The 24,320-nt window shown below is 71.1% G+C and carries 20 protein-coding genes; 14 read left to right on the top strand and 6 right to left on the bottom strand.

All coding sequences use genetic code 11. The features are described from left to right. Positions 1–13: 13 nt before the first annotated feature. The 6 genes from KIS93_RS30995 to KIS93_RS30970 are packed head-to-tail and all read left to right on the top strand — an operon-like array spanning position 14 to position 8,523. Positions 14–1,264 (top strand): ABC transporter substrate-binding protein, encoded by a 1,251-nt coding sequence (locus tag KIS93_RS30995; protein WP_080044312.1) that lies wholly within the window; start codon positions 14–16, stop codon positions 1,262–1,264. Continuing rightward, positions 1,261–2,109: a carbohydrate ABC transporter permease gene (locus tag KIS93_RS30990; protein WP_230465721.1), complete on the top strand. Its 849-nt coding sequence runs from the start codon at positions 1,261–1,263 to the stop codon at positions 2,107–2,109. Before KIS93_RS30995 ends, KIS93_RS30990 begins: the two co-directional genes overlap by 4 nt. Beyond that, complete coding sequence (locus KIS93_RS30985; protein ID WP_080044313.1) at positions 2,106–2,918, top strand: carbohydrate ABC transporter permease; 813 nt, start codon at positions 2,106–2,108, stop codon at positions 2,916–2,918. Before KIS93_RS30990 ends, KIS93_RS30985 begins: the two co-directional genes overlap by 4 nt. Then, on the top strand, positions 2,915–5,848 hold the full coding sequence (locus KIS93_RS30980; RefSeq protein ID WP_080044314.1) for a glycoside hydrolase family 38 N-terminal domain-containing protein: 2,934 nt from the start codon (positions 2,915–2,917) through the stop codon (positions 5,846–5,848). Before KIS93_RS30985 ends, KIS93_RS30980 begins: the two co-directional genes overlap by 4 nt. After that, the gene (locus KIS93_RS30975) at positions 5,845–7,077 is read left to right on the top strand and encodes an enolase C-terminal domain-like protein (RefSeq protein WP_080044315.1); all 1,233 of its coding nucleotides are present in this window, start codon (positions 5,845–5,847) and stop codon (positions 7,075–7,077) included. The genes KIS93_RS30980 and KIS93_RS30975 overlap by 4 nt, the downstream gene beginning before the upstream one ends. A gap of 9 nt (positions 7,078–7,086) precedes the next feature. Next, on the top strand, positions 7,087–8,523 hold the full coding sequence (locus tag KIS93_RS30970; protein ID WP_080047408.1) for a S10 family peptidase: 1,437 nt from the start codon (positions 7,087–7,089) through the stop codon (positions 8,521–8,523). 6 nt (positions 8,524–8,529) lie between these two features. Here the strand turns inward: KIS93_RS30970 and KIS93_RS30965 are convergent, their stop codons facing one another. From KIS93_RS30965 to KIS93_RS30945, 5 genes are all read right to left on the bottom strand, one after another. Further along, positions 8,530–9,360 (bottom strand): hypothetical protein, encoded by an 831-nt coding sequence (locus KIS93_RS30965; protein WP_080044316.1) that lies wholly within the window; start codon positions 9,358–9,360, stop codon positions 8,530–8,532. Between the two features lie 80 nt (positions 9,361–9,440). Then, entirely contained in the window at positions 9,441–9,860 is a 420-nt protein-coding gene (locus KIS93_RS30960) for a peptidase inhibitor family I36 protein (protein WP_168021636.1), read from the bottom strand. Positions 9,861–10,109: 249 nt separating this feature from the next. Next, complete coding sequence (locus tag KIS93_RS30955) at positions 10,110–10,880, bottom strand: SDR family NAD(P)-dependent oxidoreductase (protein ID WP_080044318.1); 771 nt, start codon at positions 10,878–10,880, stop codon at positions 10,110–10,112. Further along, the gene (locus tag KIS93_RS30950) at positions 10,877–11,884 is read right to left on the bottom strand and encodes a DUF4432 family protein (protein WP_080044319.1); all 1,008 of its coding nucleotides are present in this window, start codon (positions 11,882–11,884) and stop codon (positions 10,877–10,879) included. Before KIS93_RS30950 ends, KIS93_RS30955 begins: the two co-directional genes overlap by 4 nt. Further along, positions 11,881–13,038, bottom strand: coding sequence for a DUF4185 domain-containing protein (locus KIS93_RS30945; RefSeq protein ID WP_080044320.1), 1,158 nt, complete (start codon positions 13,036–13,038; stop codon positions 11,881–11,883). The genes KIS93_RS30950 and KIS93_RS30945 overlap by 4 nt, the downstream gene beginning before the upstream one ends. 123 nt (positions 13,039–13,161) lie before the next feature. On the opposite strand from KIS93_RS30945, the gene KIS93_RS30940 reads away from it, so the two are divergent. From KIS93_RS30940 to KIS93_RS30925, 4 genes are all read left to right on the top strand, one after another. Beyond that, the gene (locus tag KIS93_RS30940) at positions 13,162–14,772 is read left to right on the top strand and encodes an ABC-F family ATP-binding cassette domain-containing protein (RefSeq protein WP_080044321.1); all 1,611 of its coding nucleotides are present in this window, start codon (positions 13,162–13,164) and stop codon (positions 14,770–14,772) included. Between the two features lie 64 nt (positions 14,773–14,836). Continuing rightward, a complete protein-coding gene (locus tag KIS93_RS30935; RefSeq protein ID WP_080044322.1) occupies positions 14,837–15,649 on the top strand; it encodes a RidA family protein in 813 nt (270 codons plus the stop codon). Between the two features lie 135 nt (positions 15,650–15,784). Next, positions 15,785–17,275, top strand: a complete 1,491-nt coding sequence (locus KIS93_RS30930) for an RNA polymerase sigma factor (protein ID WP_186404524.1) — start codon at positions 15,785–15,787, stop codon at positions 17,273–17,275. A 22-nt stretch (positions 17,276–17,297) separates the two neighbouring features. After that, positions 17,298–18,398 carry a C40 family peptidase gene (locus tag KIS93_RS30925; protein ID WP_155128876.1) on the top strand — a complete coding sequence of 367 codons (1,101 nt, stop codon included), beginning with the start codon at positions 17,298–17,300 and terminating at the stop codon, positions 18,396–18,398. A gap of 7 nt (positions 18,399–18,405) precedes the next feature. Here the strand turns inward: KIS93_RS30925 and KIS93_RS30920 are convergent, their stop codons facing one another. Beyond that, a complete protein-coding gene (locus tag KIS93_RS30920; protein ID WP_043615308.1) occupies positions 18,406–18,897 on the bottom strand; it encodes an inorganic diphosphatase in 492 nt (163 codons plus the stop codon). Positions 18,898–19,005: 108 nt separating this feature from the next. On the opposite strand from KIS93_RS30920, the gene dacB reads away from it, so the two are divergent. The 4 genes from dacB (at position 19,006) to hpt (ending at position 24,153) form a co-directional block, all read left to right on the top strand. Next, positions 19,006–20,406 carry a D-alanyl-D-alanine carboxypeptidase/D-alanyl-D-alanine endopeptidase gene (gene dacB / locus KIS93_RS30915; RefSeq protein ID WP_246005385.1) on the top strand — a complete coding sequence of 467 codons (1,401 nt, stop codon included), beginning with the start codon at positions 19,006–19,008 and terminating at the stop codon, positions 20,404–20,406. Between the two features lie 104 nt (positions 20,407–20,510). Further along, on the top strand, positions 20,511–21,587 hold the full coding sequence (locus KIS93_RS30910; RefSeq protein ID WP_186404522.1) for a zinc-dependent metalloprotease: 1,077 nt from the start codon (positions 20,511–20,513) through the stop codon (positions 21,585–21,587). Between the two features lie 1,002 nt (positions 21,588–22,589). After that, positions 22,590–23,591 carry a tRNA lysidine(34) synthetase TilS gene (gene tilS, locus KIS93_RS30905; protein WP_080044326.1) on the top strand — a complete coding sequence of 334 codons (1,002 nt, stop codon included), beginning with the start codon at positions 22,590–22,592 and terminating at the stop codon, positions 23,589–23,591. 10 nt (positions 23,592–23,601) lie between these two features. Beyond that, the gene (gene hpt, locus KIS93_RS30900) at positions 23,602–24,153 is read left to right on the top strand and encodes a hypoxanthine phosphoribosyltransferase (RefSeq protein WP_080044327.1); all 552 of its coding nucleotides are present in this window, start codon (positions 23,602–23,604) and stop codon (positions 24,151–24,153) included. Positions 24,154–24,320: the final 167 nt, after the last annotated feature.

Genomic DNA, 24,320 nt, shown 5'->3' with positions numbered 1-24,320 from the left:
AGGAGGCCGGCCCATGCACCGGTCACGTGTGGCCACGCTCGGCGTGGCGGCGCTCGTCCTGGCCGCCTGCGGCGGCAACGGCGCAGGCACGCCCCAGAAGAAGACCGAGCTGACCCTCTACAACGACAAGGGCGCGTGGACGAAGTACTTCGACGAGATGGGCGCCCTGTCCAAGCAGAGCATCGGCCTGGGCATGAAGCCGACGGGATACACGGACTCGGCGCAGTACCAGGCGTTCATCAAGGCCTCGTTCCGCACGAACGTCAAGCCCGACCTGTTCACCTGGCAGACCGGGGGGATGCTGGCGGAGATCGTCAAGCAGAAGCAGGTGGCCGACACCACGGCCGTCTGGCAGGAGGCGATCAAGGCGGGCGACCTGTCGCCGGACCTCGCGCCGTACTACACGGTGGGCGGCAAGCAGTACTGCGTGCCGATGAACGTCGCCTACTGGGGCATGTTCTACAACAAGAAGATCTTCGACAAGTACGACCTGAAGCCCCCGCAGACCTGGGACGACCTGGTCAAGACCGCCGAGACGCTGAAGAAGAACGGCGTGAAGGCGTTCTACCACACCAGCGTGCTGTTCTCGTTCGTCTGGTTCGAGCAGCTCATGGCCGGCACCGACCCCGACCTGTACGACCGCCTGTCCACCGGCAAGGCCAAGTACACCGACCCGGGCGTGGTGCAGGTGATGGAGCGGTGGAAGCAGCTCATCGACGCCGGCTACTTCATCAACCCGGGCGACAAGACCGACCCCGGCGACGTGCTGAAGACCGGGAAGGCGGCGATGGTGTCGTTCGGCACGTGGTTCAACACGAGCATGACGACGCGCAGCATGAAGGCCGGCACCGACTACGACTTCTTCGTCATCCCGAACGTGAACCCGGCGCTGCCCAAGACGTCGATGATCTTCGAGAGCGGGCCGCTGTGCTCGCTGGCGAAGGCGGCCGATCCGGACGCGAGCATGAAGTACCTGAAGTGGTGGACGACCGCGCAGGCGCAGGAGAAGTGGGCGACGAGCCGGGGTGACGTGAGCGCCAACCCGAAGGTGACGATCTCCGACCCGGCGCTCGGCACGGTCACCAAGGACGCGGGCGGCGGGAAGTACCGCCTGGTCAACCGCTACTTCGAGGCGACGCCGCCGCAGATCCTGACGGCCGCGCTCGACGGGTTCGGCAAGTTCGTCACCGAGCCGGGCACGTACAAGGAGGTTCTGGAGACCATCCAGAAGGAGGCGGACGAGTACTGGAGCACGCACCAGTGACGCGTCAGCCGATGCTCGGGCGGTTCAGGTACGGGTACGTGGCGCCGGCGGCGTTGCTGGTCGCGGTGCTGTTGTACGCGCCGTTCGTGTGGACGGCCTACCTGAGCCTGACCCGCTACGACGGGCTGGAGCCGCCGGTCTGGGCGGGTCTGGCCAATTTCGCCAAGCTGTTCGACGACGCGGCGCTGCTCACCTCGACCCGCAACACGCTCATCTGGGTGATCGGCACGATGGTGCTGCCGGTCGGGCTCGGGCTGCTGGTCGCGGTGCTCTCGTACGACATCAGGGGCGGAGCCTGGTTCCGGGTGCCGTTCATGCTGCCGTACGCGCTGAGCGGCGCGGGCCTGGCCATGGTGTGGAGCCCGGTGTTGTCCCACGACGGCATCGCTAACGTGCTGCTCGGCGTGGACACCGCGTTCCTGCAAGAAGCGCCGGCGAACACGTTCGCGATGCTCGCGGTCTGGACGTGGCAGCAGCTCGGCGTGAATTGCCTGCTGTTCGTGGTGGGGCTGCAGTCGATCCCGAGGGAGCCGATCGAGGCGGCGCGGCTGGACGGCGCGTCGGGCTGGCGGTTGTTCCGGCACGTGATCTGGCCGCTCATGCGGCCGCTGACGGCGGTCGTGGTGGGGCTGGCGCTGGTGTCGAGCTTGAAGACGTTCGACATCGTGTGGGTGCTCACGCAGGGCGGCCCCGGGCGCAACTCCGAGACGCTGGCGGTGACCATGTACAAGGAGACGTTCGTGGCCAGCGACTACGGTTACGGCTCGGCGGTCGCGGTGCTGCTGACGGTCGTGACGGGGCTGGCGTCGTACCTCTACCTGCGCAGGCAGGTGACGGCCACATGATCAGGCGTGCGGTGCTCGTCCTGCTCGGGCTGGTGTGGCTCGGGCCGACGTACCTGCTGCTGGTGAACGCGGCGCGCCCGGCGAGCGGGTACGACCCGGCGAGCGCGTGGATCCCGTCGGGCGACTTCGCGTTGCTGGAGAACTTCGGGCGGGCCGTGGAGGGCGCGAACCTCGGCGGCAGCCTGGCCAGCACGGCGCTCTACAGCGTCGTCTCGCCGCTGCTCGGCGTGCTGATCGGGGCGCTGGCCGGGTACGTGATCGTGGTGCTGCGGCTGCGGCACGGGTTCTGGTGGTTCCTGCTGATCTTCGGCGGCACCGTCTTCCCCTCGCAGATGCTGCTGGTGCCGCTGTTCGTCGGCTACAGCGACGCCGGTCTGTACGACAGCCGCCTCGGCCTGATCCTCATCTACACGGCGATCAACGTGCCGCTGGCCGCGTTCGTACTGCGCAACTTCTACTCCGGCATCGCGTTCTCGATCTTCGAGGCGGCCCGCATGGACGGCGCCTCCACCTTCCGCGTCTTCTGGCGCATCTACCTGCCGATGTCGCTGCCCGCGCTGGCGGCCGTGTTCATCCTCGAGTTCACCTTCATCTGGAACGACCTCATCTTCGGCCTCACCCTCACCCAGACGGAGGACGTGCGGCCGGTGATGACGGCCATCGCGGGCCTGATGACCGACGTGTACGCCGGCACCCCGGTCCCCGTCGGCCTGGCGGCGGGGCTGGTGGTCTCGCTGCCGACGGTCGTGCTGTTCCTCGCCACCCAGCGCCTGTTCGCCAGGGGCCTTTCTCTAGGGAGTGTTCAATGACCAGCCGGTTGCTCCAGCGCAGCCTCGGGAGCCCCGACTACGACGGGATCAGGCAGGCGCTGCGCGACGACACCTCGACGCCCGTGATCAGCGTGCGCGGGCTGGAGGTGCGGGTCGCGGTGCTGCCGCTGTTCACTCATGACGGCCGGCAGGCGGTGCGGGTCTCCAGCACGGAGCCGCTGACGCACGTGCTGGTCGGCGTGGACAGCGCGTCGGGCAGCGACGTGACGCTGCTGGTGCCCGAGGTGGACGCGCCGCGCACGCTGACGCTGGAGTGCCGCGACGACGCCGGGGTGGTCGGCAGCGCGCGGATCACGGTGACGCCGCAGCGCAAGTGGCACGTGTTCGTGGTGCACCACTCGCATCTCGACATCGGCTACACCGACCCGCAGGGCACGGTGCTGCGCCACCACCTCGACTACCTCGACGCGGCGCTGCGGCTGGCGGAGGAGACGGCGTCGTGGCCGGACGACGCGAGGTTCCGCTGGACGGTCGAGTCGTCGATGCCGGCGCTGAAGTGGCTGGCGGCCCGGCCCCGGGAGATGGTCGACTCGTTCGCGGCGCTGGCGAGGGCGGGCTCGATCGAGGTGACGGCGCTGCCGTTCCAGCTGCACACCGAGGCGTGCTCGACGGAGGAGCTGCACCGGCAGCTCCGCTTCACCGCTCAGCTCGAAGAGCGTTACGGCTTCGCCACGAAGTCGGCCATGCACACGGACGTGCCCGGCGCCGTGGTCGGGCTGGTCGACGCGCTCAACGCGGCCGGGGTGCGGTACCTGGCCGCTGCCCATAACTGGGCCGGGCGGTCCGTGCCGTACCTGCACGGCGGTGACAAGCTGACCCGGCCGTTCCGGTGGCGGGCGCCGAGCGGGAACGAACTGCTTGTGTGGTTCACGGACACGCCGCACGGGATGGCGTACATGGAGGGCAACACGGTCGGGCTGACGGACTCGTACGAGCTGGCCGACGACCTGCTGCCGCGTTACCTGTCGGCGCTGGCCACCCGGGGGTACCCGTACGGGCCGGGGACGTTCGGCTGGCAGGGGCCGGACGCGCCGAAGGAGCCGTACGAGCTGGACGTGCTGCACCTGCGCGTGCAGGGCGCGCACGCCGACAACGCGGGCCCGTCGATCGTGCCCGCGACGATCGCCCGCCGGTGGAACGAGCAGTGGGCCTATCCGCGCCTGCGCTCGGCCGTGAACAGCGACTTCTTCGAGCACGTGGAGGCGCGCCACCACGACCGGCTGGCCGTGCACGAGGGCGACTGGACCGACTGGTGGGCCGACGGGCTCGGCTCGGGTGCGCGCCCCCTCGGTTACGTACGGCGGGCGCAGTCGGCGCTGCGCGTGGCCGAGACGCTGCACACGCTGGCGGGCGTGGACGCGACCGGGCAGGTGGACGCCGCCTACGACAAGGTCGCGCTGTTCAACGAGCACACGTGGGGCGCGGCGAACCCGTGGGAGGACGCCGAGGAGGCGGGCGACTCGGGCGGCCTGCAGTGGACGCGCAAGTCGTCGGGCGCGTACGCGGCCCAGGACGACGCGGCCGACCTGCTGCACGCGGGGGTCCGCAGGTTCGCGGCGGCGCTGTCGGAGGCGGGCACCGAGGGCGGGGCGCTGGCCTCGTTCGCGGTGTTCAACCCGGGCACGCACGCGCGGACGGACGTCGTGCGGGCCTTCCTGCCCCGGGACGTGGTGGGCGTGGACGTGCCGATCGCGCTGGTGGACGCCCGGACGGGGCAGCCGTTGCCGCACCACGAGGAGCTGGTGGACCCGGACGACTGGCCGACCCGCCCGATCGGCCGGCACATCCACGCCGTAGTGCCGGAAATTTCGGGATTCAGCTATGTACGGGTGGACGTCGTCCCGGGGGAGAGCCAGGCACCCGAGCCGGTCCCGCTCGTCACGGACGGCGTGATCGAGAACGAGTTCTACCGCGTGACCTACGACGTCCGTGAGGGTTACCTGTCCTCGATCTTCGACAAGCGGGCCGGCCGCGAGCTGGTCAACGGCGACGCGGCGGCCGGCTTCGGCCAGTACGTCTACGACCGGTACGCCACCGCCCCCCACTTCAACCACCTGTCGGGCCACGTGGGCGCGCACGACCGCACCCTGCTCGGCGACCGCGCCATCGGCACCAACGCCGTGATCAAGGAGGTCAGGCGCACGGCCGTCGGCGAGAAGCTGGTCGTGGAGCTGCGCGGCAAGGGCGCCGACTGGATCCGGACCACGGTCGAGCTGCACTACGGCGTGCCCCGCCTCGACCTGACCTACCAGCTCGCCAAGCAGGGCACCCCCGCCAAGGAGGCCGTCTTCCTGGCCTTCCCGTTCGCGGCGGGCCCGCCCACCGCGTGGGAGCTGACCGGCGGCGTCGGCGGGCCGGACGTGCCCCGGGTGCCGGGCTCGGCCGCGTACATGCTGCCGATCCGGCACTGGATCGCCTTCGAGGACCCCGAGCTGACCGTCGCCTGGGCCACCCTGGAAGCGCCGCTGGTGCAGCTCGGCACCATCCACATGCCGTACGCGCCGTTCCCGCCCACGCTCGACCACGAGGACGGCACCGTCTACTCCTGGGCGCTCAACAACATCTGGGACACCAACTTCCCGGCGCAGCAGCAGGGCGAGACCACGTTCCGCTACGCGGTGACCTCGCGGGCCGGCGCCCCGGGCCGGCGGCTGGGGGCCGAGGCGGCGGCTGGGCTGACCGAGCCGTTCGTCGGGGCGCTGATCACCGACAGCCCCGCGAGCGAGGAGACGTACGTGTCGGTGGACCATCCGGACGTCCTGGTCACCTCGCTCGGCTGGGACGGCGTGCGGCTGCAGTCGCTGGCCGCCGAGCCGGTCGAGGTCAGGGTCTCGCGGCCGGGGCACGAGACAGCCGAGGTGACGCTGCCCGCGTGCGGCGTGGCGATCGTCAGGGGGACGCGCCAGTGAAGATCGCAGACATCCGGGCCACCACGGTCGCGGTCCCGCTGGAGGCGCCGCTGCGGCACAGCAACGGCGCCCACTGGGGCCGGTTCGTCCGCACGATCGTCGAGGTCGAGGCCGACAACGGGCTGATCGGGCTGGGGGAGATGGGCGGCGGTGGCGAGAGCGCCGAGGCGGCCTTCCGCGCGCTCAAGCCGTACCTGAAGGACCACGACCCGTTCCAGCTCGAAGCGCTCCGCTTCAAGATCGCGAACCCGACGGCCTCGCTGTACAACAACCGCACGCAGCTCCTGGCCGCCATCGAGTTCGCCTGCCTCGACCTCGTCGGGCAGCACCTCGGGGTGCCCGCCTGCGACCTGCTCGGCGGGCGGCTGCGCGACGCCGTGCCGTTCGCCTCGTACCTGTTCTTCCGGTACGCCGCCGACGGCCACGCCGAGATCCGCACCCCCGAGCAGCTCGTCGAGCACACCAGGAGCCTCAAGCAGGCGCACGGGTTCACCGTGCACAAGCTCAAGGGCGGCGTGTTCCCGCCGGACTACGAGCTGGAGTGCTACCGCGCGCTGGCCGAGGCGTTCCCCGGCGACCGGCTCAGGTACGACCCGAACGCCGTGCTGTCGGTGGCCGAGGGGCTGCGCTTCGGCCGGGCCATCGAGCACCTGAACAACGACTACCTGGAGGACCCGGTCTGGGGGCTCGAAGGGCTGCGGGCGGTGCGCGAGCAGGTCAGGGTGCCGCTGGCGACCAACACCGTGGTGGTCAACTTCGAGCAGCTCGCCTCGAACGTGCTGCGCAGGGCCGCCGACGTGGTGCTGCTGGACACGACGTTCTGGGGCGGGATCAGGCCGTGCGTGAAGGCGGCGGGGGTGTGCGAGACGTTCCAGCTCGGGGTGGCCGTGCACTCGTCGGGGGAGCTGGGCGTGCAGCTCGCGACGATGCTGCACCTGGGCGCGGTGCTGCCGAACCTGACCTACGCCGCCGACGCGCACTACCACCAGCTGCGGGACGACGTGATCGAGGGCGGCAAGATGGCGTACTCGGAGGGCGCCATCGCCGTGCCCGAGGGGCCGGGGCTGGGGGTGCGGCTGGATCCCGAGCGGGTCGCCCGGTACGCCGAGTTCTACCGGGAGACGGGCGGCTACCCCTACGATCGCGACCCGGGGCGGCCCGGCTGGTACGCGACGGTGCCGAACGAACGCTTCGCAGATCCGGAAATGTCAGTCGAAATCGGACCATAATTGGTCCTCATGTCTGAAGAGTCAAAGCCGGCCACCCCCGCCGACAACCTGGTCACCACCTCCCACACCCTGCCCTCCGGCGAGGCGTACACCGCCACGACCGGCACCGTGGTGCTGCGCGAAGAGGTGACCACCGACGGCAAGTTCGAGGGGTTGCGGCCGAAGGCCGAGGTGTTCGTCACCGCGTACACGATGGACGGCGCCGACCCGCTGACCAGGCCGATCACGTTCGCGTTCAACGGCGGGCCCGGGTCGTCCAGCGTGTGGCTGCACCTCGGCGTCCTCGGGCCGCGCCGCGTCGTCATGGGCGACGCCGGGGCGCTGCTGCCGCCGCCGTACGGGCTGGCGGACAACGAGGAGAGCCTGCTGCGGGTCAGCGACCTGGTCTTCATCGACCCGATCTCCACCGGCTACTCCCGGGTGGCGGAAGGGGAGAAGGCGGAGCCGTACCACGGCTTCTCCGGCGACCTGGAGTCCATCGGCGAGGTGATCAGGTTGTGGACGACCAGGAACGGGCGGTGGATGTCGCCGAAGTTCCTGGCGGGCGAGTCGTACGGGACGGTCAGGGCCTCCGGCCTGGCCGAGCACCTGCAGTCGCGCTACGGCATGTACCTCAACGGCGTGATGCTCATCTCCTCGGTGCTCGACTTCATCACCGGCGAGTTCAACGACGGCAACGACCTGGCCTACGCCCTGTACCTGCCGACGTACGCGGCCATCGCCCACCACCACGGCCTGCACGGCGACCGGCCGCTGGCCGACGTGCTGCGCGAGGCCGAGGAGTACGCCGACCGCGACTACCTGTGGGCGCTGGCCCGCGGCAACCGCCTCCCCGCGGAGGAGCGCGCCGCCGCCGTCAGGAAGGTCGCCTCGCTGACCGGGCTGAGCGAGGACTACGTGGACCGGGTCAACCTGCGCATCGAGCACATCCGCTTCTTCACCGAGGTGCTGCGCCCGCGCCGCCAGATCGTCGGCCGCCTCGACGGCCGCTTCACCGGCTGGGACCCCGACGCGGGCCGCGAGCACTTCACCGCGGACCCGAGCATGGACGCCATCATGGGCCCGTACAGCGCCGCCCTCAACCACTACCTGCGCACCGAGCTGGGCTACGCCAACGACCTGCCGTACGAGATCCTCACCTCGCGGGTGCACCCCTGGTCGTACAAGGAGTTCGAGAACGCGCACGTTCAGGTGGCCTCCCGACTGGCCGCGGCCATGCGGACGAACCCGCACCTGCGGGTGCACGTGGCCTGCGGCTACCACGACGGCGCCACCCCGTACTTCGCCGCCGAGCACACCTTCGCGCACCTGGCCGTGCCCGCCGAGCTGGCCGGCAACATCGAGTTCAAGTACTACGAGGCCGGACACATGATGTACGTGCACGAGCCCAGCAGGCTGCAGCAGTCGGCCGACCTGGCGGCCTTCGTCCTCGGCGAGCGGGCGTGAGGCCGGTCAGCCGACCTGGCGGCCTTCCTCCTCGGCGAGCAGGCGCGAGGCCCGCTCCAGGCGCTGCCTGAGGTTGACGCGCAGGGCGGCGAAGCGGTCGCGGTTGTCGCGGATGACGGCCCGCTGCAGGTCGGCGTCGGCCGCGTACCAGGCGGCGACCAGGCCGGACGACCACTTGCACAGGGTGTCGGCGGTCGCGACCTGCTTCTCCTCCTCGGTGACGGCCGGCTCGTCGAGGTCCCAGCGGCTGTCGGCGATGGCCGCCTCGGGCGCCGGGTACGTGTGCCCGGCCCGGTGCATGCACGACGACCAGCGCTTGACCGCGGCGGTGACCGACGGGTGCTTGGCGGCCTGCTCCAGCGTGAGCGAGTCCTGGAGGCCGAGCCACGGCCAGTCCGCCTTGCGCACCCCCTTGTCCAGGGTCAGCGTGGCGCGGTCGAGGCAGCCGCGGTCGGCCGCGGTGCCGTACAGGCGGTGCCGGGTGCGCTTGGACAGCTTGCCCGCCCAGGTGCCGCTGGTGTCGGGCGAGGGCGGCCGGGCCAGGTGGTAGCCGCTACGCCGGGCCGCGTCGATGTCGGTGACGCCGTAGCGGCGGGAGTTGCCGGGGTCGATCGCGGCCAGCGTGGACGGGTCCTCGGCGGGCGGGGAGATCGCGATGCCCTGCTTGCGCATGCACCGCACGACGAGACGGTTGTGGGCGTTGCCCAGGACGGCCCGCTGCTGGGGAGTGGTCTTGTAGGCGTCGAACGGCAGCACCAGCTCCGAGACGGAGGTGACGCCCCGTACGGGCGCCGGTGGCGCGGGCTCGTCGGCGCCGCAGGCCGCGGCGGTCGTCACCAGCAGCAGCGCGCTCGCGACCAGTCCGCGGCAGCCGGTTTCCGGCGGCCAAGCCCGGAAACCGGCACTCCCCTTAATGCTCAGTGGCACCAGATGTCGATCGCGCTGGCGCGGTTGTTGCCGATGGCGTTGTTCGCCAGGAAACCGTCGTTCGAGTTGTGCGTGAACGTGCTGTGGGCGCCGGTGTATCCGGGGTGCTGCCACAGCGTGGCGCTGCAGCCGACCCGGTTCCTGATCGAGCTGGTCTCGTTGTTCATGCTGTGCCAGGAGTTACTGAAGTCCCAGTTCAGCCAGTTGTTGTCGGCGAAGTTCGAGTCGTCCTTGGTGAAGTCCCGCCAGTGGTCGACCTGGCCGCGGTTGTAGTCGAATCCGGCGTACAGGCAGACGCGACCTCCGTAGCAGGTCGAGCGGGGGCTTGCCGCCGCGGTGGCAGCCGGGGCGACCACGGCGAACAGCGCGGCCGCCGCGACGAAGCCGGCGGCCTTCTTGAATAGCCTCACAGGTCTCTCCTCGATCGGTGAGTCATTTCGACCTCGTAACTTAGCGTGCGGAATCGAACACGAGTCGTTGTGACTCGCCGATCCCTTTAAGGCTTCGCGCCCGGGTGAGGGTCGCGTGCCCGGCCCGCCAGACCCACTCGTATCAGTGCGGTGACCTGCGAGTTCGTCGCATTGACGCAACTGTTGCCACCTCGGGTGGGCGCACGGAGGAACCCGTGACCCATTCCGGGGGCAGTAATTTCACAACTGTTATTCGGGCAGCGCCGCGGGATTGCGCGCCAGCAGCCCGCCGTCCACCCGGTGCTCCGCTCCGGTGATGAACGACGAGCGCGGCCCCGCCAGGAACGCCACCAGCTCCGCCACCTCCTCGGGCCGGCCGACGCGGCCCAGCGGGTGGGCGCGGCCCCACTGCGCCACCTGCTCGTCCTGCGACAGGTCGCCGCGCCACAGGTCCGCCGCCCAGCGCAGCATCGGGGTGTCCACCGAGCCGGGGCAGACCGCGTTGACCCTGATGCCGTCGGCCGCGTGGTCGAGCGCCATGGCCCGCATCAGGCCGTTGAGCGCGGCCTTGCTGGTGCTGTAGGCCGCCACCTGCTGCTGCGAGGCGAACGCCTGCACCGAAGAGACGACCACGATCGAGCCGCCGCCGCGCTCGCGCAGCCTGGGCACGGCGGCCTTGCAGGTGAGGTAGACGCCCTTGAGGTTGATGTCCAGCACCTCGTCCCAGACCTCTTCGGGGGTGTCCTCGACGGTGCCGTACCGTTGCACGCCCGCGCAGGTCACCACGATGTCCAGGCCGCCGTACCGGGTGACGGCCAGCTCCACCAGGTCGCGCACCTCGCCGGCCCGGCGCACGTCGGCGATCCGGCCGGTGACGCGCTCGCCGTCCTGCTCGGCCTCCTTGTCCACGCCGCAGAACACCACGGATGCCCCGCCGGCGACCAGGCGGTCCACCACCGCGCGCCCGATGCCCATGGACCCGCCCGTCACGAGCGCCACCTTGCCGTCGAACTCCGTCATGCCAGCACCTCCGCGCGCCACCTCAACACCTTCGTCTCGTACGGGTCCAGGACGAGGGCCGTGCCGTTGGCCACGGCCGCGGCCAGCCCGTCGGTCGGCATGCCCGCGAACGGCTCCAGTCCCACCGTGTACGCCCGTCCCCACCACGGGTAGCCGGTGGACGCGCCGAGCTCCTGCCACATCCACAGGTACGGCAGCACCGTCGCATCCCAGGCAACCCGCATACCGATATTTCCGGAAATTTCGTACCAACCCTCGTCGCCGAACCCCGTCATGTAGACGATGTCGCTCGGCGACCCCGGCTCCGGCACGACGCTCAGATCCGTCTCACCGCCCCCGTGCGCGGGCACCACGGGCCACGTCCCGCCGGCCCGCACCCGGCGCTCCGGGGGATCGATCGCGCTCTCGTGCGGGATCACGGTGACACCCTCGGGCAGCCTGATCCGGGCCCCGGGGCGCAGGAACGGCCGGCCGTACACGATGTGCTGCCCCCACATCGCGTGCAGCCGCAGCCCCGACTCGTTCGTGGCCCGCCCCTCGACCTCCAGCGCCGTCGTGCCCGAGCGCAGCCGCACGATCCGCTCCATCCGGTACGGCAGCCGCCGCGTGCGCACGCTCAGCCGCACCGCGACCTCCTCGGGGGAGTCGGCCACGACCTCGCACTCCCACGGCAGCCCCGACACCTCGCCGTGCTGCGCCAGCCGCGCCCCCCGGTACTCGCTGGGGGCGCCGCCGTTCGGGAAGACCTCCTGCCAGCCGCCCTCGTAGTGGTCGACGAACTGGGCGACGTCGTCGGCGGCGCCGTGGAGGTGCTCGCGGGGGTCGCGCAGCCCCTGCGGCGCCAGCCAGACGAAGTCGGTGTCGGTGGGCTTGTGCAGCAGCTCCACGACGTCCCCGCCCTTGCCGGGCAGCAGGGTCACCCGCAGCCGCTCGTTCTCCAGCGTCACCGCCCGCAGCCCGCCGATCGTGCCGTGCCGCAGCCGGGCCGCCCAGTTCCTTCTCATCCGAACGTCACGTCCAGGAACCGCGGGCGGTAGATGGTGACGTCGCGGTAGTGGTCGGTGTTGACGAAGCTGTTGACGTTGTACGACACCACCAGCCCCGGCCCGTCGACCTCCGGGTGGGCGTGCGCGTTGTAGGTGAAGACGTTCCCGCTCGTCTCGGGCGTCGTGTAGACGTGCTGCTTGCCGGTGAACGGGCCGGCGGGGGAGCACGCGGAGTAGGCCACGATGTTCGGGCTCAGCGCCTCGGTCGTGTCGTGCGTGATCAGCACGTAGCCGTCGCCGACCCGGCTGACGCTGTACTCGTTCGCCACCCCGCTCATGATCCGCGCCGAGTCCGCCTCGCTCGCCGACCAGGTGCCGTCGGCCTTCAGGAACTCCCACTGCCCGAGCAGGCTCTGCCCCTTGACCCGGGCGACGTGCATGTACTTCGGCGAGCCGAGATCCTCGACCCCGTAGACGTAGGTGTAGCCGCCGTCCTTGAGGATCCCGGAGGCCCAGGCCACGCCGTGCCCGCTCGGCAGGTCGTGCACGCTGATCGGCCGGTTCAGCCGCCCCGGCGCGAACCTGGCCACCACGTTGCGGTGCCAGCGCCAGTCCCACGCCCCCGTCCCGAACCGCTCGTACTCCTGGTAGGTCACCTCGACCACCCCGCCGGCCAGCGTCGCGTCACCCGCCCAGAACCAGTGCTTGTCGTCGCGCGGCGGCATCACGGCGGCCGGCTTCGCGGGGGTGCCGTCGTGGATCGTGGCCAGCCGCCCGTCGCGCTCGACGGCGAAGGAGTTGTTCAGGAACACCGTCGTCCCGCCCTCCTCCACCACCGGAGGCCGGGACCCGTCGGGGTTGACCCGGCCGAGGAAGGTGTCCGAGAACACCCACAGCTCCTTGCCGCCGGGCAGCTTGAGCGAGTACGTGCCGTCGGCGCCCGTCCAGTCGTCGAGGCGGCTGTTGTCGTTGCCGTAGGTGGTGAACAGGCTGGTCAGCCGGGCGTTCGTGCTCGCACTCCGTACGGTGGGCGCACACGCGGAGGCCGCCGAGGCGACCTGCCGCTCCTGCACGACGGGCACCGGCTTGGGCGGCGCGGCCTGCACGGGCTGCGCGGCGAGGCCGATCAGGGTTATGGCGAGGGGTGCCAGGGCGGTGCGGAATCGCGTCATCACACGTCCTAGGGGAGGGGGTTCCCTACAGTTCTAGTCATTAGATCACTTACTGTCCAGGATCGCGGGGAACGCGCGGAAATCCGGGTGACCGCGTGGCGGGTCGCCCGTTAACCTGCCGGGATGGGCCACGTTGAAGTAGGACATCTGACGTACGTGCTGCCCGACGGGCGGCCCCTGCTCAACGACGTGTCCTTCCGGATCGGCGAGGGCGTGAAGGCGGCGCTGGTCGGGCCGAATGGCGCGGGCAAGACGACGCTCATGCGGCTGATCGCCGGCGACCTCCAGCCGGTCGAGGGCAGCGTGGCGAGCTCCGGCGGGCTGGGCGTGATGCGGCAGTTCATCGGCAGCGTGCGTGACGGCAGCAACGTGCGCGACCTGCTGCTGGGCGTGGCGCCGCCGGCGGTGCGGCAGGCGGCGGAGCGGCTCGACGCGGCCGAGCTGATGATGATGGAGCGCGACGACGAGAAGACGCAGATGCGTTACGCGCAGGCGATCAGCGACTACACCGACGCCGGCGGCTACGAGATCGAGGTGCTCTGGGACACGTGTACGGTGTCCGCCCTCGGCGTGCCGTTCGAAAGGGTGAAATATCGGGACGTGTCGACGCTGTCGGGCGGCGAGCAGAAGCGGCTCGTCCTGGAGGCGCTGCTGCGCGGCCCCGACCAGACCCTGCTGCTCGACGAGCCCGACAACTACCTCGACGTCCCCGGCAAGGAGTGGCTGGAGCAGCAGCTCAGGGAGACGCCCAAGACGGTGCTGCTGGTCAGCCACGACCGCCAGCTCCTCGCCAACGCCGCCGACCGCATCGTCACCGTCGAGTCGGGCAACATATGGATCCACGGCGGCGGCTTCACCACGTACGCCGAGGCGCGCAAGGCCCGCAACGAGCGCCTCGACGAGCTGCGCCGGCGCTGGGACGAAGAGCACGCCAAGCTCAAGGCCCTGGTCAACATGCTGAAGAACAAGGCGCGCTACAACGACGGCATGGCCCCGGCCTACCACGCGGCCCAGACACGGCTGCGCAGGTTCGAGGAGGCGGGGCCGCCCGAGGAGGCGCCGGGCGACCAGAACATCAAGATGCGCCTGCGCGGCGGCCGCACCGGCAAGCGCGCGGTGATCTGCGAGGAGCTGGAGCTCACGGGCCTGATGCGCCCGTTCAGCCTGGAGGTCTGGTACGGCGAGCGCGTCGCGGTGCTCGGCTCCAACGGCTCCGGCAAGTCGCACTTCCTGCGCCTGCTGGCAGGCGAGCCGGTCGCCCACGAGGGCGTCGCCAGGCTGGGCGCCCGCGTGGTGCCGGGCCACTTCGCCCAGACCCATGCCCGCCCCGACCTGCTGGGCCGCACCCCGGTCGAGATCGTCATGACCGAGCACGCCAAGCTCAAGAACGAGGCCATGAAGATCCTGGCCCGCTACGAGCTGGCCGGGCTGATCGCCGAGCAGCGCTTCGACACGCTGTCCGGCGGCCAGCAGGCGCGCCTGCAGATCCTGCTGCTGGAGCTGTCGGGGGCCACGCTGCTGCTGCTCGACGAGCCGACCGACAACCTCGACCTGGCCAGCGCGGAGGCGTTGCAGGCGGGGCTGGAGGCGTTCGACGGCACGGTGCTGGCGGTCACCCACGACCGGTGGTTCGCCGCCGACTTCGATCGCTACCTGGTGTTCGGCTCCGACGGCACGGTCTACGAGTCGCCCGAGCCGGTATGGGACGAGTCGAGGGTCGTGCGTCCCCGTTAAAGGTTCGGTACGGCTGGCGCGTGTCCCGCGTCAGCCGTGCCCATGCGCGGGTTATCACGGCAAAGTGATCCCGCGCAGCCGTACCGCCGGCCTCCTCGTCCTGGGGGCGATCTGCCTGCCCGCGTGCCTGTCCGCGTGCGCGAGCGAGGAACGACCCGTGCAACAGCTCAAGCCGCTCGCTCTCAAGGAGCAGGTCTCCACCATCGTCAAGTCCGCCGACGGGTACGCCGTCACCTGGGCGGGCGTGCTCAGCAACGCCAACCCGTGGCACTTCGGCGAGCACGTGGTGGCCACGATCGTCGGGCACGACGCCCGGGGCGCCGAGGTGGTCAGGATGGACCAGCCGCTCGACGCCGTGCCGCCGGGCGGCACGCTGGCGTTCACCGGCCAGGCCAGCGCCACGCAGAAGCCGGCGAAGGTGACGATCCAGTACCGTCCGGCGCAGTGGCGGATGGCGGGGCGGATCGCGTCGGCGTTCCAGCGGTTCCCGACCTCGCGGGTGCAGACAATGCGCCAGAAAGACGGCACGTACCTGATTACGGGCTATATTGCGAATCCTTATAGCATTCCGGCGAGCACGCTCGTCGTGAACGCGTTGCTGCGCGACAAGGCGGGCAAACTGCTCGGCGGTGGCAGCACGTTCGTGGACGAGGTGCAGGCGGGCAGCCCGCCGCGCTTCATCCTGACGGTGAGCGGCCTGCCGAAGGGCGCCGAGGTGGCCAAGACCGAGATCACCGCCCGGACCTGGGGGTCGACCGGCCGTCCTTACGAGGAGCTGGCGCTGGCCGGCGCCGTGCCGGTGCACACGGTCAAGCCGACGAGCGAGCCGTTCGCGGTGGACCGCAGCACCTCGATCGTTTCGGATTATAAGCAGTGATTTCCCGAAAAATCGGGAAATCCAGCGCTATCGCGCGCTTTTTCGGTACGAATTCCGGCCACTTTGCCCGACGAAGCCATGCCATCGGCGTGAACAGGTAGAACTACTAGTTACCGATCCATTACCTTCAGTCACATGAATGACCGCGTCCTGGTCGAAGCACTCCGCGCCCGTGATCCAGGAGCACCGTCCGCGCTCTATGACGCCCACGCGGAGAGCGTCTACCGCTACTGCTGGTCCCTGCTGCTCAGCGCCGAGAGCGCCCAGGTGGCCCTACGCGACACGCTCATCGCCGCCGAGGCGCACGCGGGCGCGCTCGCCGACCCCGACCGGCTGCGCACCTGGCTGTACGCGCTGGCCCGCGCCGAATGCCTGCGCCGCCGCGCCGCCGCCCCGCCGGGCGCCGCCGAGGGCCTGGCCGAGGCGCCGCCGCTGGACGATCCGGTGGACGCCGACCTGCGCGTCATGGCCTGGAACGCCGTCCAGAGCCTGCCGCTGCCCGAGCGGGAGGTCCTGGAGCTGGTCCACCGGCACGAGCTGCCCGCCGCCGACCTGACCCAGGTGCTGGGCCTGCCGCCCCGGCAGGTGGAGCTGCTCCTGGAGGAGGCCAGGGAGCTGCTGCGCGACGCCATCACGGCCGAGATCCTGGCCAGGAAGGGCCCGTACGACTGCCCGCGCCGCGCTCGCATCCTGACCGGCTTCTCGGGCGAGCTGACCCAGGACATGCGCGAGCACCTGGTCCGGCACCTGCCCCGCTGCGAGGTCTGCGCCCCGCACCGCACCCGCGAGGTGTCGGCCGCCAAGGTCTACGAGCTGCTGCCGGCGCCCGCGCTGCCCGAGGCGCTGCGGATCAGGGTGATGAGCTGCTTCGCCGACCCCGAGCTGCTGCCCTACCGCCGTTACGTCGCCAGGCGTACGGGCGTCCTGGGAGCCGCCGGGTTTCCCGTTTCAGCGGAACGCCAGGTTCGGCGGTGGCATCAGGCGCTGGCAGGCGCGCTGGCGGCGGTCACGGCCGTGGTGGCGATAATGATGATCTTCGATCGGATCGGGAGGGACAACGGTGGGGTCACAGGCATCGCGACGGCCGCGTTCCCGGCGACGGGTGAGCCGCCGGGCATCCGGCTGCCCTGGCAGCCGAACCCGCAGGACGTACCGCTGACCGTGGCCCCCATCGTCGACAACGCCACCACGCGCCCCCTCGGGGTGACCGTCTCGCCCGCCCTGTCCACGCCGGCGCCGCCGCTGTCCGTACCGTCGCAGTCCTCGACGGGCGGCGACCCGCCGCCGTCGCAGCCGTCGCAGCCGTCCCAGCCTTCCCGGCCGGACGAGCACGAAAAACCCACGGAAGACCCGCCGTCGGAGCCCCCGCACGAGGACCCGCACGAGGACCCGCCCGACAAACCGGAGCCCAGCCCCAGCACCCCCTGCCCGACCCGACCCCGACACCCACCCCCACGCCTACTCCCACCCCCACCCAGACCCCGTCCCCGACCGCCACGCCTACGGAGCCCGCCACCCCCACCCCCACCGAGGAGCCGTCGGGAACCCCCTCGGAGACCCCCTCCTGAGGCTGCCGGACCTTTACGTTACGTGAGTGAATTGGCGGGAACTGTGTGCATAGAGTAACCATGTGGCTTCAGGGGGACCTATGCGCGCATTCCCGACAGGGGTCCTCATTGCATGCCTGGTGGCCGGCCTGTGCCCGCCGGTGGCGGCCGACCCGGGGCCCTCTTCGCACGACGTCAGGAAGGCCAAGCAGGCCGTACGCGAGCGCTCCAAGGAGCTGGGCGAAACCACCGCGGCGCTGGTGACCGCCCAGTCCCGGCTCGACGCGCTGACGGCCGAGGTGGAGCGGCTGGTGGAGGCGTACAACGGGGAGGTCGTCCGGCTCCGGCAGGCCGAGCAGGCTCACCAGCAGGCCACCGCCCGGCTCGCGGCGGCCGACGCCGAGGTCGAGCGGGCCAGGCAGGCCGTGGCGCTGCTGGCGGCCGAGAGCTACGGCGGGCTCGGCCCGCTGAACCCGATGGTGGGCATGCTGTCCGACCGAGGCGGAGCCGACGGGTTCCTGCACCGGGCCGGCGTGCTCGGGCACATGAACGAGGAGCGGGCCGCCGTCCTGGGCCGGATGCGCGACGCGCAAGAGGTCGCGGCGATCCTGCGTACCCAAGCCGCCGGAGCCCACGCCGCGCGGCAGGAGGCCGCCGAGCGCGCCCGGCAGGCCAAGCTGGCCGCCGAGCAGGCGGTGCGGAGCAGGCGGCGCGAGACCAGGCAGCTCACCGCGCGCAAGGAGAGCCTGCAACGCGCGGTGGACGCCGCGCGCGACCGCGCGGAGCTGCTCGCCAGACGGCGCGCGGCGGCGCTGTCCGGGCTGGTCACCGGCGGCTCGACAATGGGGGACGTGGCCGCGAACTGGGCGCTCACCCAGCTCGGCAAGCCCTACGTGTGGGCCGCCGCGGGCCCCGAGACCTACGACTGCTCCGGCCTGTCGATGCGGGCCTGGGAGCGGGCCGGCGTGCGGCTCGACCACTGGACGGGCACCCAGTGGACGTCGGGCCCGCACGTGCCGCTCGACCAGCTACGCCGCGGCGACCTGCTGTTCTTCGCCCACACCGGCGACCCGTCGACCATCCACCACGTCGGGATCTACGTCGGGCGCGACCAGATGGTGCACGCCCCGCAGACCGGCGACGTGGTGCGGGTCGCCTCGATCTGGCGCGGGGACCTGGTGGGCGCCACCAGGCCCCGCTAGAGCGGGGTCAGTGGTGACCCTCCTCCTTGGCGCGCCGGAACGAGCGCTCGATCTCGGCCTCGGCCTCGATGCGGCCCACCCAGTTGGCGCCCTCGACGGACTTGCCGGGCTCCAGGTCCTTGTAGACCTCGAAGAAGTGCTGGATCTCCAGCCGGTCGAACTCCGACACGTGATGGATGTCCTGGATGTGGTGCATCCGGGGGTCGGTGGACGGCACGCACAGCACCTTGTCGTCACCGCCCTTCTCGTCCGTCATCCGGAACATCCCCACCGCACGGCACGTGATGTAGCAGCCCGGGAACGTCGGCTCCTGGAGCAGCACCAGCGCGTCGAGCGGGTCGCCGTCCTCGCCGAGGGTGTTCTCGATGAAGCCGTAGTCGGCGGGATACTGCGTGGAGGTGAACAGGAGCCGGTCAAGCCTGATCTTCCCGGTCTCGTGGTCCACTTCGTACTTGTTCCGTTGCCCCTTGGGAATCTCAACGACAACGTCGAACTCCACCGCGGTTCCTCCGCTCAGGCCCCCGGGCACCCCCGGCTGGGCGTTAATGTCTCGTAGGCGAACACAGGAGAGAGGGCAGGCGACGTGGCGCGGCGCGACCGGTTGGTGATGCTGACCACTCTCGCCGTGCTCCAGGCCCTGACGATCGTCACCGGCGTTTACGCGATGACCACCGAGCTCAGCCTGAGCGCGCTGACGAGCGGGTCTTCACCGACCGAGCCGACGGCGTCACCGGCGGAAGGCACTCCCACCGCCCCCGTCGTCACCGCGGGGCCTGTGCTGGCCCAGCTCCCGGTGAAGCCCGGAGACGGACCTCTCCCGACTAAGGGTACTTTGACGAAGCAGTTGGCCAGCGCCCTGGGTGACGATGCGCTCGGCGACCGCGTCGGCGTCTCGGTCATCGACACCGTCACCGGCGAGCAGCTCTACGCCGCCGGCGCCGACACCGCCCTCACCCCCGCCTCCACCACCAAGATCATCACTTGCTCCGCCGCCCTGGCCTCGCTCGGCCCCGACACCCGCTTCTCCACCCGCGTGGTCCAGGGCGCGACGCCCGGCGCCGTCGTCCTCGTCGGAGGCGGCGACCCGCTCCTCGCCGGCCCCTCGGCCAAGCGCGACGGCTACCCCGCCCAGGCCAGCCTCGCCACGCTCGCCGCCCGTACCGCTGCGACGCTCAAGTCCCGGGGCGTCCAAAAGATCACCCTTTCGTACGACACGACGCTGTTCACCGGCACCGCCAAGGCCGCCGGCTGGAAGCCCAACTACATCCCCGACGGCGAGGTCGCCCCCGTCTACGCCCTCACCATGGACGTCGGCCGCCAGGACCCCCGCTACCGCGCCCCCCGCGTCCCCAACCCGCCCCAGTACGCCGCCGACGCCTTCGCCAGGCTCCTCGCCAAGCAGGGCATCAAGGTCGCCAAGTCCGTACGCCCCGCCAAGGCCCCCGCCGGCGCCGCCGAGCTCGGCCGCGTCGACTCCGCCCCCCTCTACGCCCTCGTCGAGCACACCCTCACCCACAGCGACAACGACATGGCCGAAGCGCTCATGCGGCACGTCGCCATCAAGGAAGGCCAGGAGGCGTCCTTCGCCGGCGGCGCCAAAGCCGTCGCCGCGGTCATGAGCCGCCTCGGCATCACCCAGGGCGTCTCCCTCGACGACGGCAGCGGCCTGTCCATCCGCAACCGCATCAGCCCCAACGCCCTCGCCAAGGCCATCGCCCTGTCCGGCAGCCCCGCCCACCCCGGCCTGCACGCCATCGCCTCCGGCATGCCCATCGCCGGCTTCTCCGGCACCCTCGGCAACGGCCGCCGCTTCGTCGGCCGCGACAGCAAGGGCCAGGTCGGCCTCGTCCGCGCCAAGACCGGCACGCTCAACCACGTCAACACGCTGGCCGGGCTGGCCACCACCAAGGACGGGCGGCTCGTCACGTACGCCTTCATGGCCGACCGCGTGCCCGTCAACGCCGAGCCCGTTCTCGACCGCCTCGCCGCCATCGTCGCCCGCTCCTGAGGGGCACCTCGGGAACGTGTACGGGCTCCTTCACCCGCGCCCGCTCGGAACCACGTAGGGGCTCCTTCGCCCACACTCGGCCAGAACCACGTACGGTGGACGGTATGCAGGTGATCGACTGGGATCTGGCCGTCACGACCGGCACGCGCCTGGTGCGCCCCGGCCCACAGGTGAGCCGGGAGGAGGCCAGGCAGGCCGTCACCGAGCTCCGCACCCTGTCGCGCGAGGCCGAGGGCCACGTCCGGCAGTTCACCAAGATTCACACCGAGACCGCGCCGCAGCCGGCCACCATCGTCGACCGGCCCGGCTGGATCAAGGCCAACGTCCAGGGCTTCCGCGTCGTCCTGGAGCCGCTCACGCAACGCATGAGCGCCGGCGCGAACCAGGCGCCGGCCATCGTCACCGCCGTCGGCTCCCGCATCACGGGCGTCGAGGTCGGCGCCGTCCTGGCCTTCCTCGCCTCCCGCGTGCTCGGCCAGTACGAGCTCTTCCTCCCGCCCGACCCCACCGGCCAGGAGCCCGTCGGCCGCCTCACGCTCGTCGCGCCCAACATCGTGCACGCCGAACGCGAGATGAACGTCAACCCGCACGACTTCCGCCTCTGGGTCTGCCTCCACGAGGAGACCCACCGCGTGCAGTTCACCGGCGTGACGTGGCTGCGCGAGTACGTCCGCTCCCAGATGACCGAGTTCCTGCTCGCCTCCGACCTCGACCTGCCCACCCTCCTCGAACGCCTCCGCAACGCCGCCGACACGGTGGCCGACGTGGTGCGCGGCGGCGAGGGCAACCTCATCGACGCCATCCAGTCGCCCGGCCAGAAGGAGATCCTCGACCGCCTCACGGCCGTCATGACCCTCGTCGAGGGCCACGGCGACTACGTCATGGACGCGGTCGGCCCGTCCGTGGTGCCGTCGGTGGCCGAGATCCGCGCCAAGTTCGCCCAACGCCGCGAGGGCGGCTCCCGCCTCGACCGCACGGTGCGCCGCCTGCTGGGCATCGAGGTCAAAATGAAGCAGTACGCGGAAGGCTCCGCCTTCGTCCGCACGGTGGTGGACCGGGTGGGCATGGACGGCTTCAACAAGGTCTGGACCTCCCCGGAAACGCTGCCGACCAGCACGGAGATCGCCGACCCCGACGCCTGGATCACCCGCGTCATCGGCACCCCCGCCCTCCCCGCCTGACCCCCGGCACACGCACACCAGCACCTGATACCGGCAAGCCACCCACGCCGCCCAACCAGGCCCGCCCCCTCGCAGCGCCGCGTCGGCGGGCTGGCCGCGTACGCCGAGCGGCCGCGCTCACAGCGCCGCATCGGCGATCGGGGGCGTTCACCCGGTCGGCGGCGGCCCTCGTTGCGCCGCGTCGGCGGGTCGTGGTGCGGTGGGGCTCGGCGCCGTGTGCGGTGCCCGGCCACCGGGGCGTCGGCGGGTCGGCCGCGTTCAGGCAGGCGCGCTCGTTGCGCCGCGTCGGCGATCGGCGGGGTTCACGCGGGCGCGCCCTTTGGAGCGCCGCGTCGGCGGGCTGGCCGCGTTCGCTGAGCGGGCACACATTCCGCGCCGCGTCGGCGGGAAGTGGTGCGGCGGGGCTCGGCGCCGTGTGCGGTGCCCAGCCATCTGGGGCGTCGGCGTCCCAGCCGTGTGCGCTGAGCGGGCGCGCTCGTTGCGCCGCGTCGGCGGGTCGTGGTGCGGCGGGGCTCGGCGCCGTGTGCGGTGCCCAGCCATCGGGGCGTCGGCGGGTCGGTCGCGTATGCCGAGCAGGCGCGGTCGTTGCGCCACGTTGGCGGATTGGCCGCGTTCCCGTCGGCCCGCCTTTCGGAGCGCCGCGTCGGCGGGTCGTGGTGCGGTGGGGCTCGGCGCCGTGTGCGGTGCCCAGCCACCGGGGCGTCGGCGTCCAGCCGTGTGCGCTGAGCGGGCGCGCTTGTTGCGCCGCGTCGGCGGGAGGTGGTGCGGTGGGGCTCGGCGCCGTGTGCGGGCCCGGCCATCGGGGCGTTGGTGGGTCGGCCGCGTTCACGCAGGCGCGCCCCTCGGAGCGCCGCGTCGGTGGGACGGCCGCGTACGTCCGAATGGCCGCTCCCGCGCAGGGCCGTGGCGGCGGGATGGTCGCGTGCGCCCGAGTAGCCGCACCCCCGCCACCGGCCCCAGTAAAGGCACATCCGGCCCGCGCACCCCTCGCCGGATGCGACGATGGCACCCGTGGGCCCACATCCAGCCGTTGCCGACCTCCGAAGGGCAGTTCGCGAGGCCTTGGCGGACGTCCCCGAGCAGGCTCTGGTCCTGACAGCGTGCAGTGGCGGGGCTGATTCGCTGGCTCTGGCCGCCGCTCTGGCGTTCGTGGCCCCCAGGATGCGGTTGCGGGCCGGTCTGCTGACCGTCGACCACCAGTTGCAGCCGGGCTCGGCCGCCCGCGCAGCGACGGTGAAGGATCTGGCCACGGAGCTGGGCCTGGCGCCGGCCGAGGTGTTGACGGTGACGGTGGGGAAGGAGGGCGGGCCGGAGGCGGCGGCGAGGGAGGCGAGGTACGCGGCCCTGGACGAGGCGGCGGAAAGGCTGGGGGCGGAGGCGGTGCTGCTGGGCCATACGAGGGACGATCAGGCCGAAACGGTGCTGCTGGGGTTGGCGCGGGGGAGTGGGCCGCGGTCGTTGTCGGGGATGGCGGCGCGGGCGGGCCTGTATCGGCGGCCGTTGCTGGGGCTGCCGCGGCAGACGACGGTGGCGGCGTGCGAGGCGCTCGGTCTGACCCCGTGGGACGATCCGCACAACGAGGAGGTCCGGTTCACGCGGGTGCGGGTTCGCCGGACGGTGTTGCCGGTGCTGGAGAAGGAGCTGGGCCCGGGGGTGGCGGAGGCGTTGGCGCGGACGGCGGCGATGGCGCGGGAGGATGCGGACGCGCTCGACGAGTGGGCGGAGTCGGCGTTCCAGAATTGCGCTCTTAGCGATATCGGCGAGTCGGTGAAGCTGGCCGTGGCCGAGGTGGAAAAGCTTCCGGTGGCCGTCCGGCGGCGGGTGTTGCGGCGGGCGGCGATCGCCGCCGGATGCCCGTCCGGCGCCCTGTCGGCCACGCATGTGCTGGCCGTAGACCGGCTGATCACGCACTGGCGTGGCCAGAAAGCCGTTGACCTGCCCGGGGGTCTGTCGGCCGTCCGGCGGTATGGCACCCTGATATTCGCCATCAGTCCCATCGCGTAAGGAACCACAGGTGGACGCTGCCGACATGGGCAATGACCTGGAAAAAGTGCTCATTCCCGAGGATGAGCTCCAGGCGAAGATCAAAGAGCTCGCCGGCCGGATCGACGAGGATTACGCGGGCAAGGACGTCCTGCTCGTCGGTGTGTTGAAGGGCGCGGTCATGGTGATGGCCGACCTGGCCAGAGCGTTGCACGTGCCGGTGCAGATGGACTGGATGGCGGTGTCGTCGTACGGCGCGGGCACCAAGTCGTCCGGCGTCGTGCGGGTGCTGAAAGACCTCGACACCGACATTCTGAACAGGCACGTGCTGATCGTCGAGGACATCATCGACTCCGGCCTGACCCTGCACTGGCTGCTGGAAAACCTGAAGTCGCGCAATCCGGCGTCGCTGGAGATCTGCACCGCGCTGCGGAAACCCGACGCGGTGAAGGTGCCGATCGAGGTCAAATACGTGGGCTTCGACATTCCCAACGAGTTCGTCATCGGTTATGGCCTCGACTACGCGGAGAGATACCGGAACCTGCCCTTCATCGGCACTCTCGCCCCACACGTTTACAAGTAGCAATCTCCGTCGTGGCGGGGAACATCGCGCAACGTGACGTACGTTGATAGGGCAAGACCGGTGTAGCGGGCGGTCCCTCCGTGCGCTCTGCCGGTGTACCTTCAGACTCCGGGAGGGTGACCACGCGTCCCCTTCGGGTAGTCAGAAGTCGCGGTGTCGGATGCCGC

This window comes from [Actinomadura] parvosata subsp. kistnae, assembly GCF_900323885.1.
GTDB classification, from domain to species: Bacteria; Actinomycetota; Actinomycetes; order Streptosporangiales; family Streptosporangiaceae; genus Nonomuraea; species Nonomuraea composti.
The sequence above is the reverse complement of the archived record's forward strand: the minus strand, read 5'-3'. Positions and strand labels throughout refer to the sequence as shown.

What these genes read in the sequence shown, in the direction of transcription:
- KIS93_RS30995 (WP_080044312.1), top strand. Translation starts at nt 14, where the DNA reads ATGCACCGGTCACGTGTGGCCACGCTCGGCGTGGCGGCGCTCGTCCTG.
- KIS93_RS30985 (WP_080044313.1), top strand. Translation starts at nt 2,106, where the DNA reads ATGATCAGGCGTGCGGTGCTCGTCCTGCTCGGGCTGGTGTGGCTCGGG.
- KIS93_RS30980 (WP_080044314.1), top strand. Translation starts at nt 2,915, where the DNA reads ATGACCAGCCGGTTGCTCCAGCGCAGCCTCGGGAGCCCCGACTACGAC.
- KIS93_RS30970 (WP_080047408.1), top strand. Translation starts at nt 7,087, where the DNA reads ATGTCTGAAGAGTCAAAGCCGGCCACCCCCGCCGACAACCTGGTCACC.
- KIS93_RS30955 (WP_080044318.1), bottom strand. Translation starts at nt 10,880, where the DNA reads ATGACGGAGTTCGACGGCAAGGTGGCGCTCGTGACGGGCGGGTCCATG.
- KIS93_RS30950 (WP_080044319.1), bottom strand. Translation starts at nt 11,884, where the DNA reads ATGAGAAGGAACTGGGCGGCCCGGCTGCGGCACGGCACGATCGGCGGG.
- KIS93_RS30945 (WP_080044320.1), bottom strand. Translation starts at nt 13,038, where the DNA reads ATGACGCGATTCCGCACCGCCCTGGCACCCCTCGCCATAACCCTGATC.
- KIS93_RS30940 (WP_080044321.1), top strand. Translation starts at nt 13,162, where the DNA reads ATGGGCCACGTTGAAGTAGGACATCTGACGTACGTGCTGCCCGACGGG.
- KIS93_RS30930 (WP_186404524.1), top strand. Translation starts at nt 15,785, where the DNA reads ATGAATGACCGCGTCCTGGTCGAAGCACTCCGCGCCCGTGATCCAGGA.
- KIS93_RS30925 (WP_155128876.1), top strand. Translation starts at nt 17,298, where the DNA reads ATGCGCGCATTCCCGACAGGGGTCCTCATTGCATGCCTGGTGGCCGGC.
- dacB (WP_246005385.1), top strand. Translation starts at nt 19,006, where the DNA reads ATGCTGACCACTCTCGCCGTGCTCCAGGCCCTGACGATCGTCACCGGC.
- KIS93_RS30910 (WP_186404522.1), top strand. Translation starts at nt 20,511, where the DNA reads ATGCAGGTGATCGACTGGGATCTGGCCGTCACGACCGGCACGCGCCTG.
- tilS (WP_080044326.1), top strand. Translation starts at nt 22,590, where the DNA reads ATGGCACCCGTGGGCCCACATCCAGCCGTTGCCGACCTCCGAAGGGCA.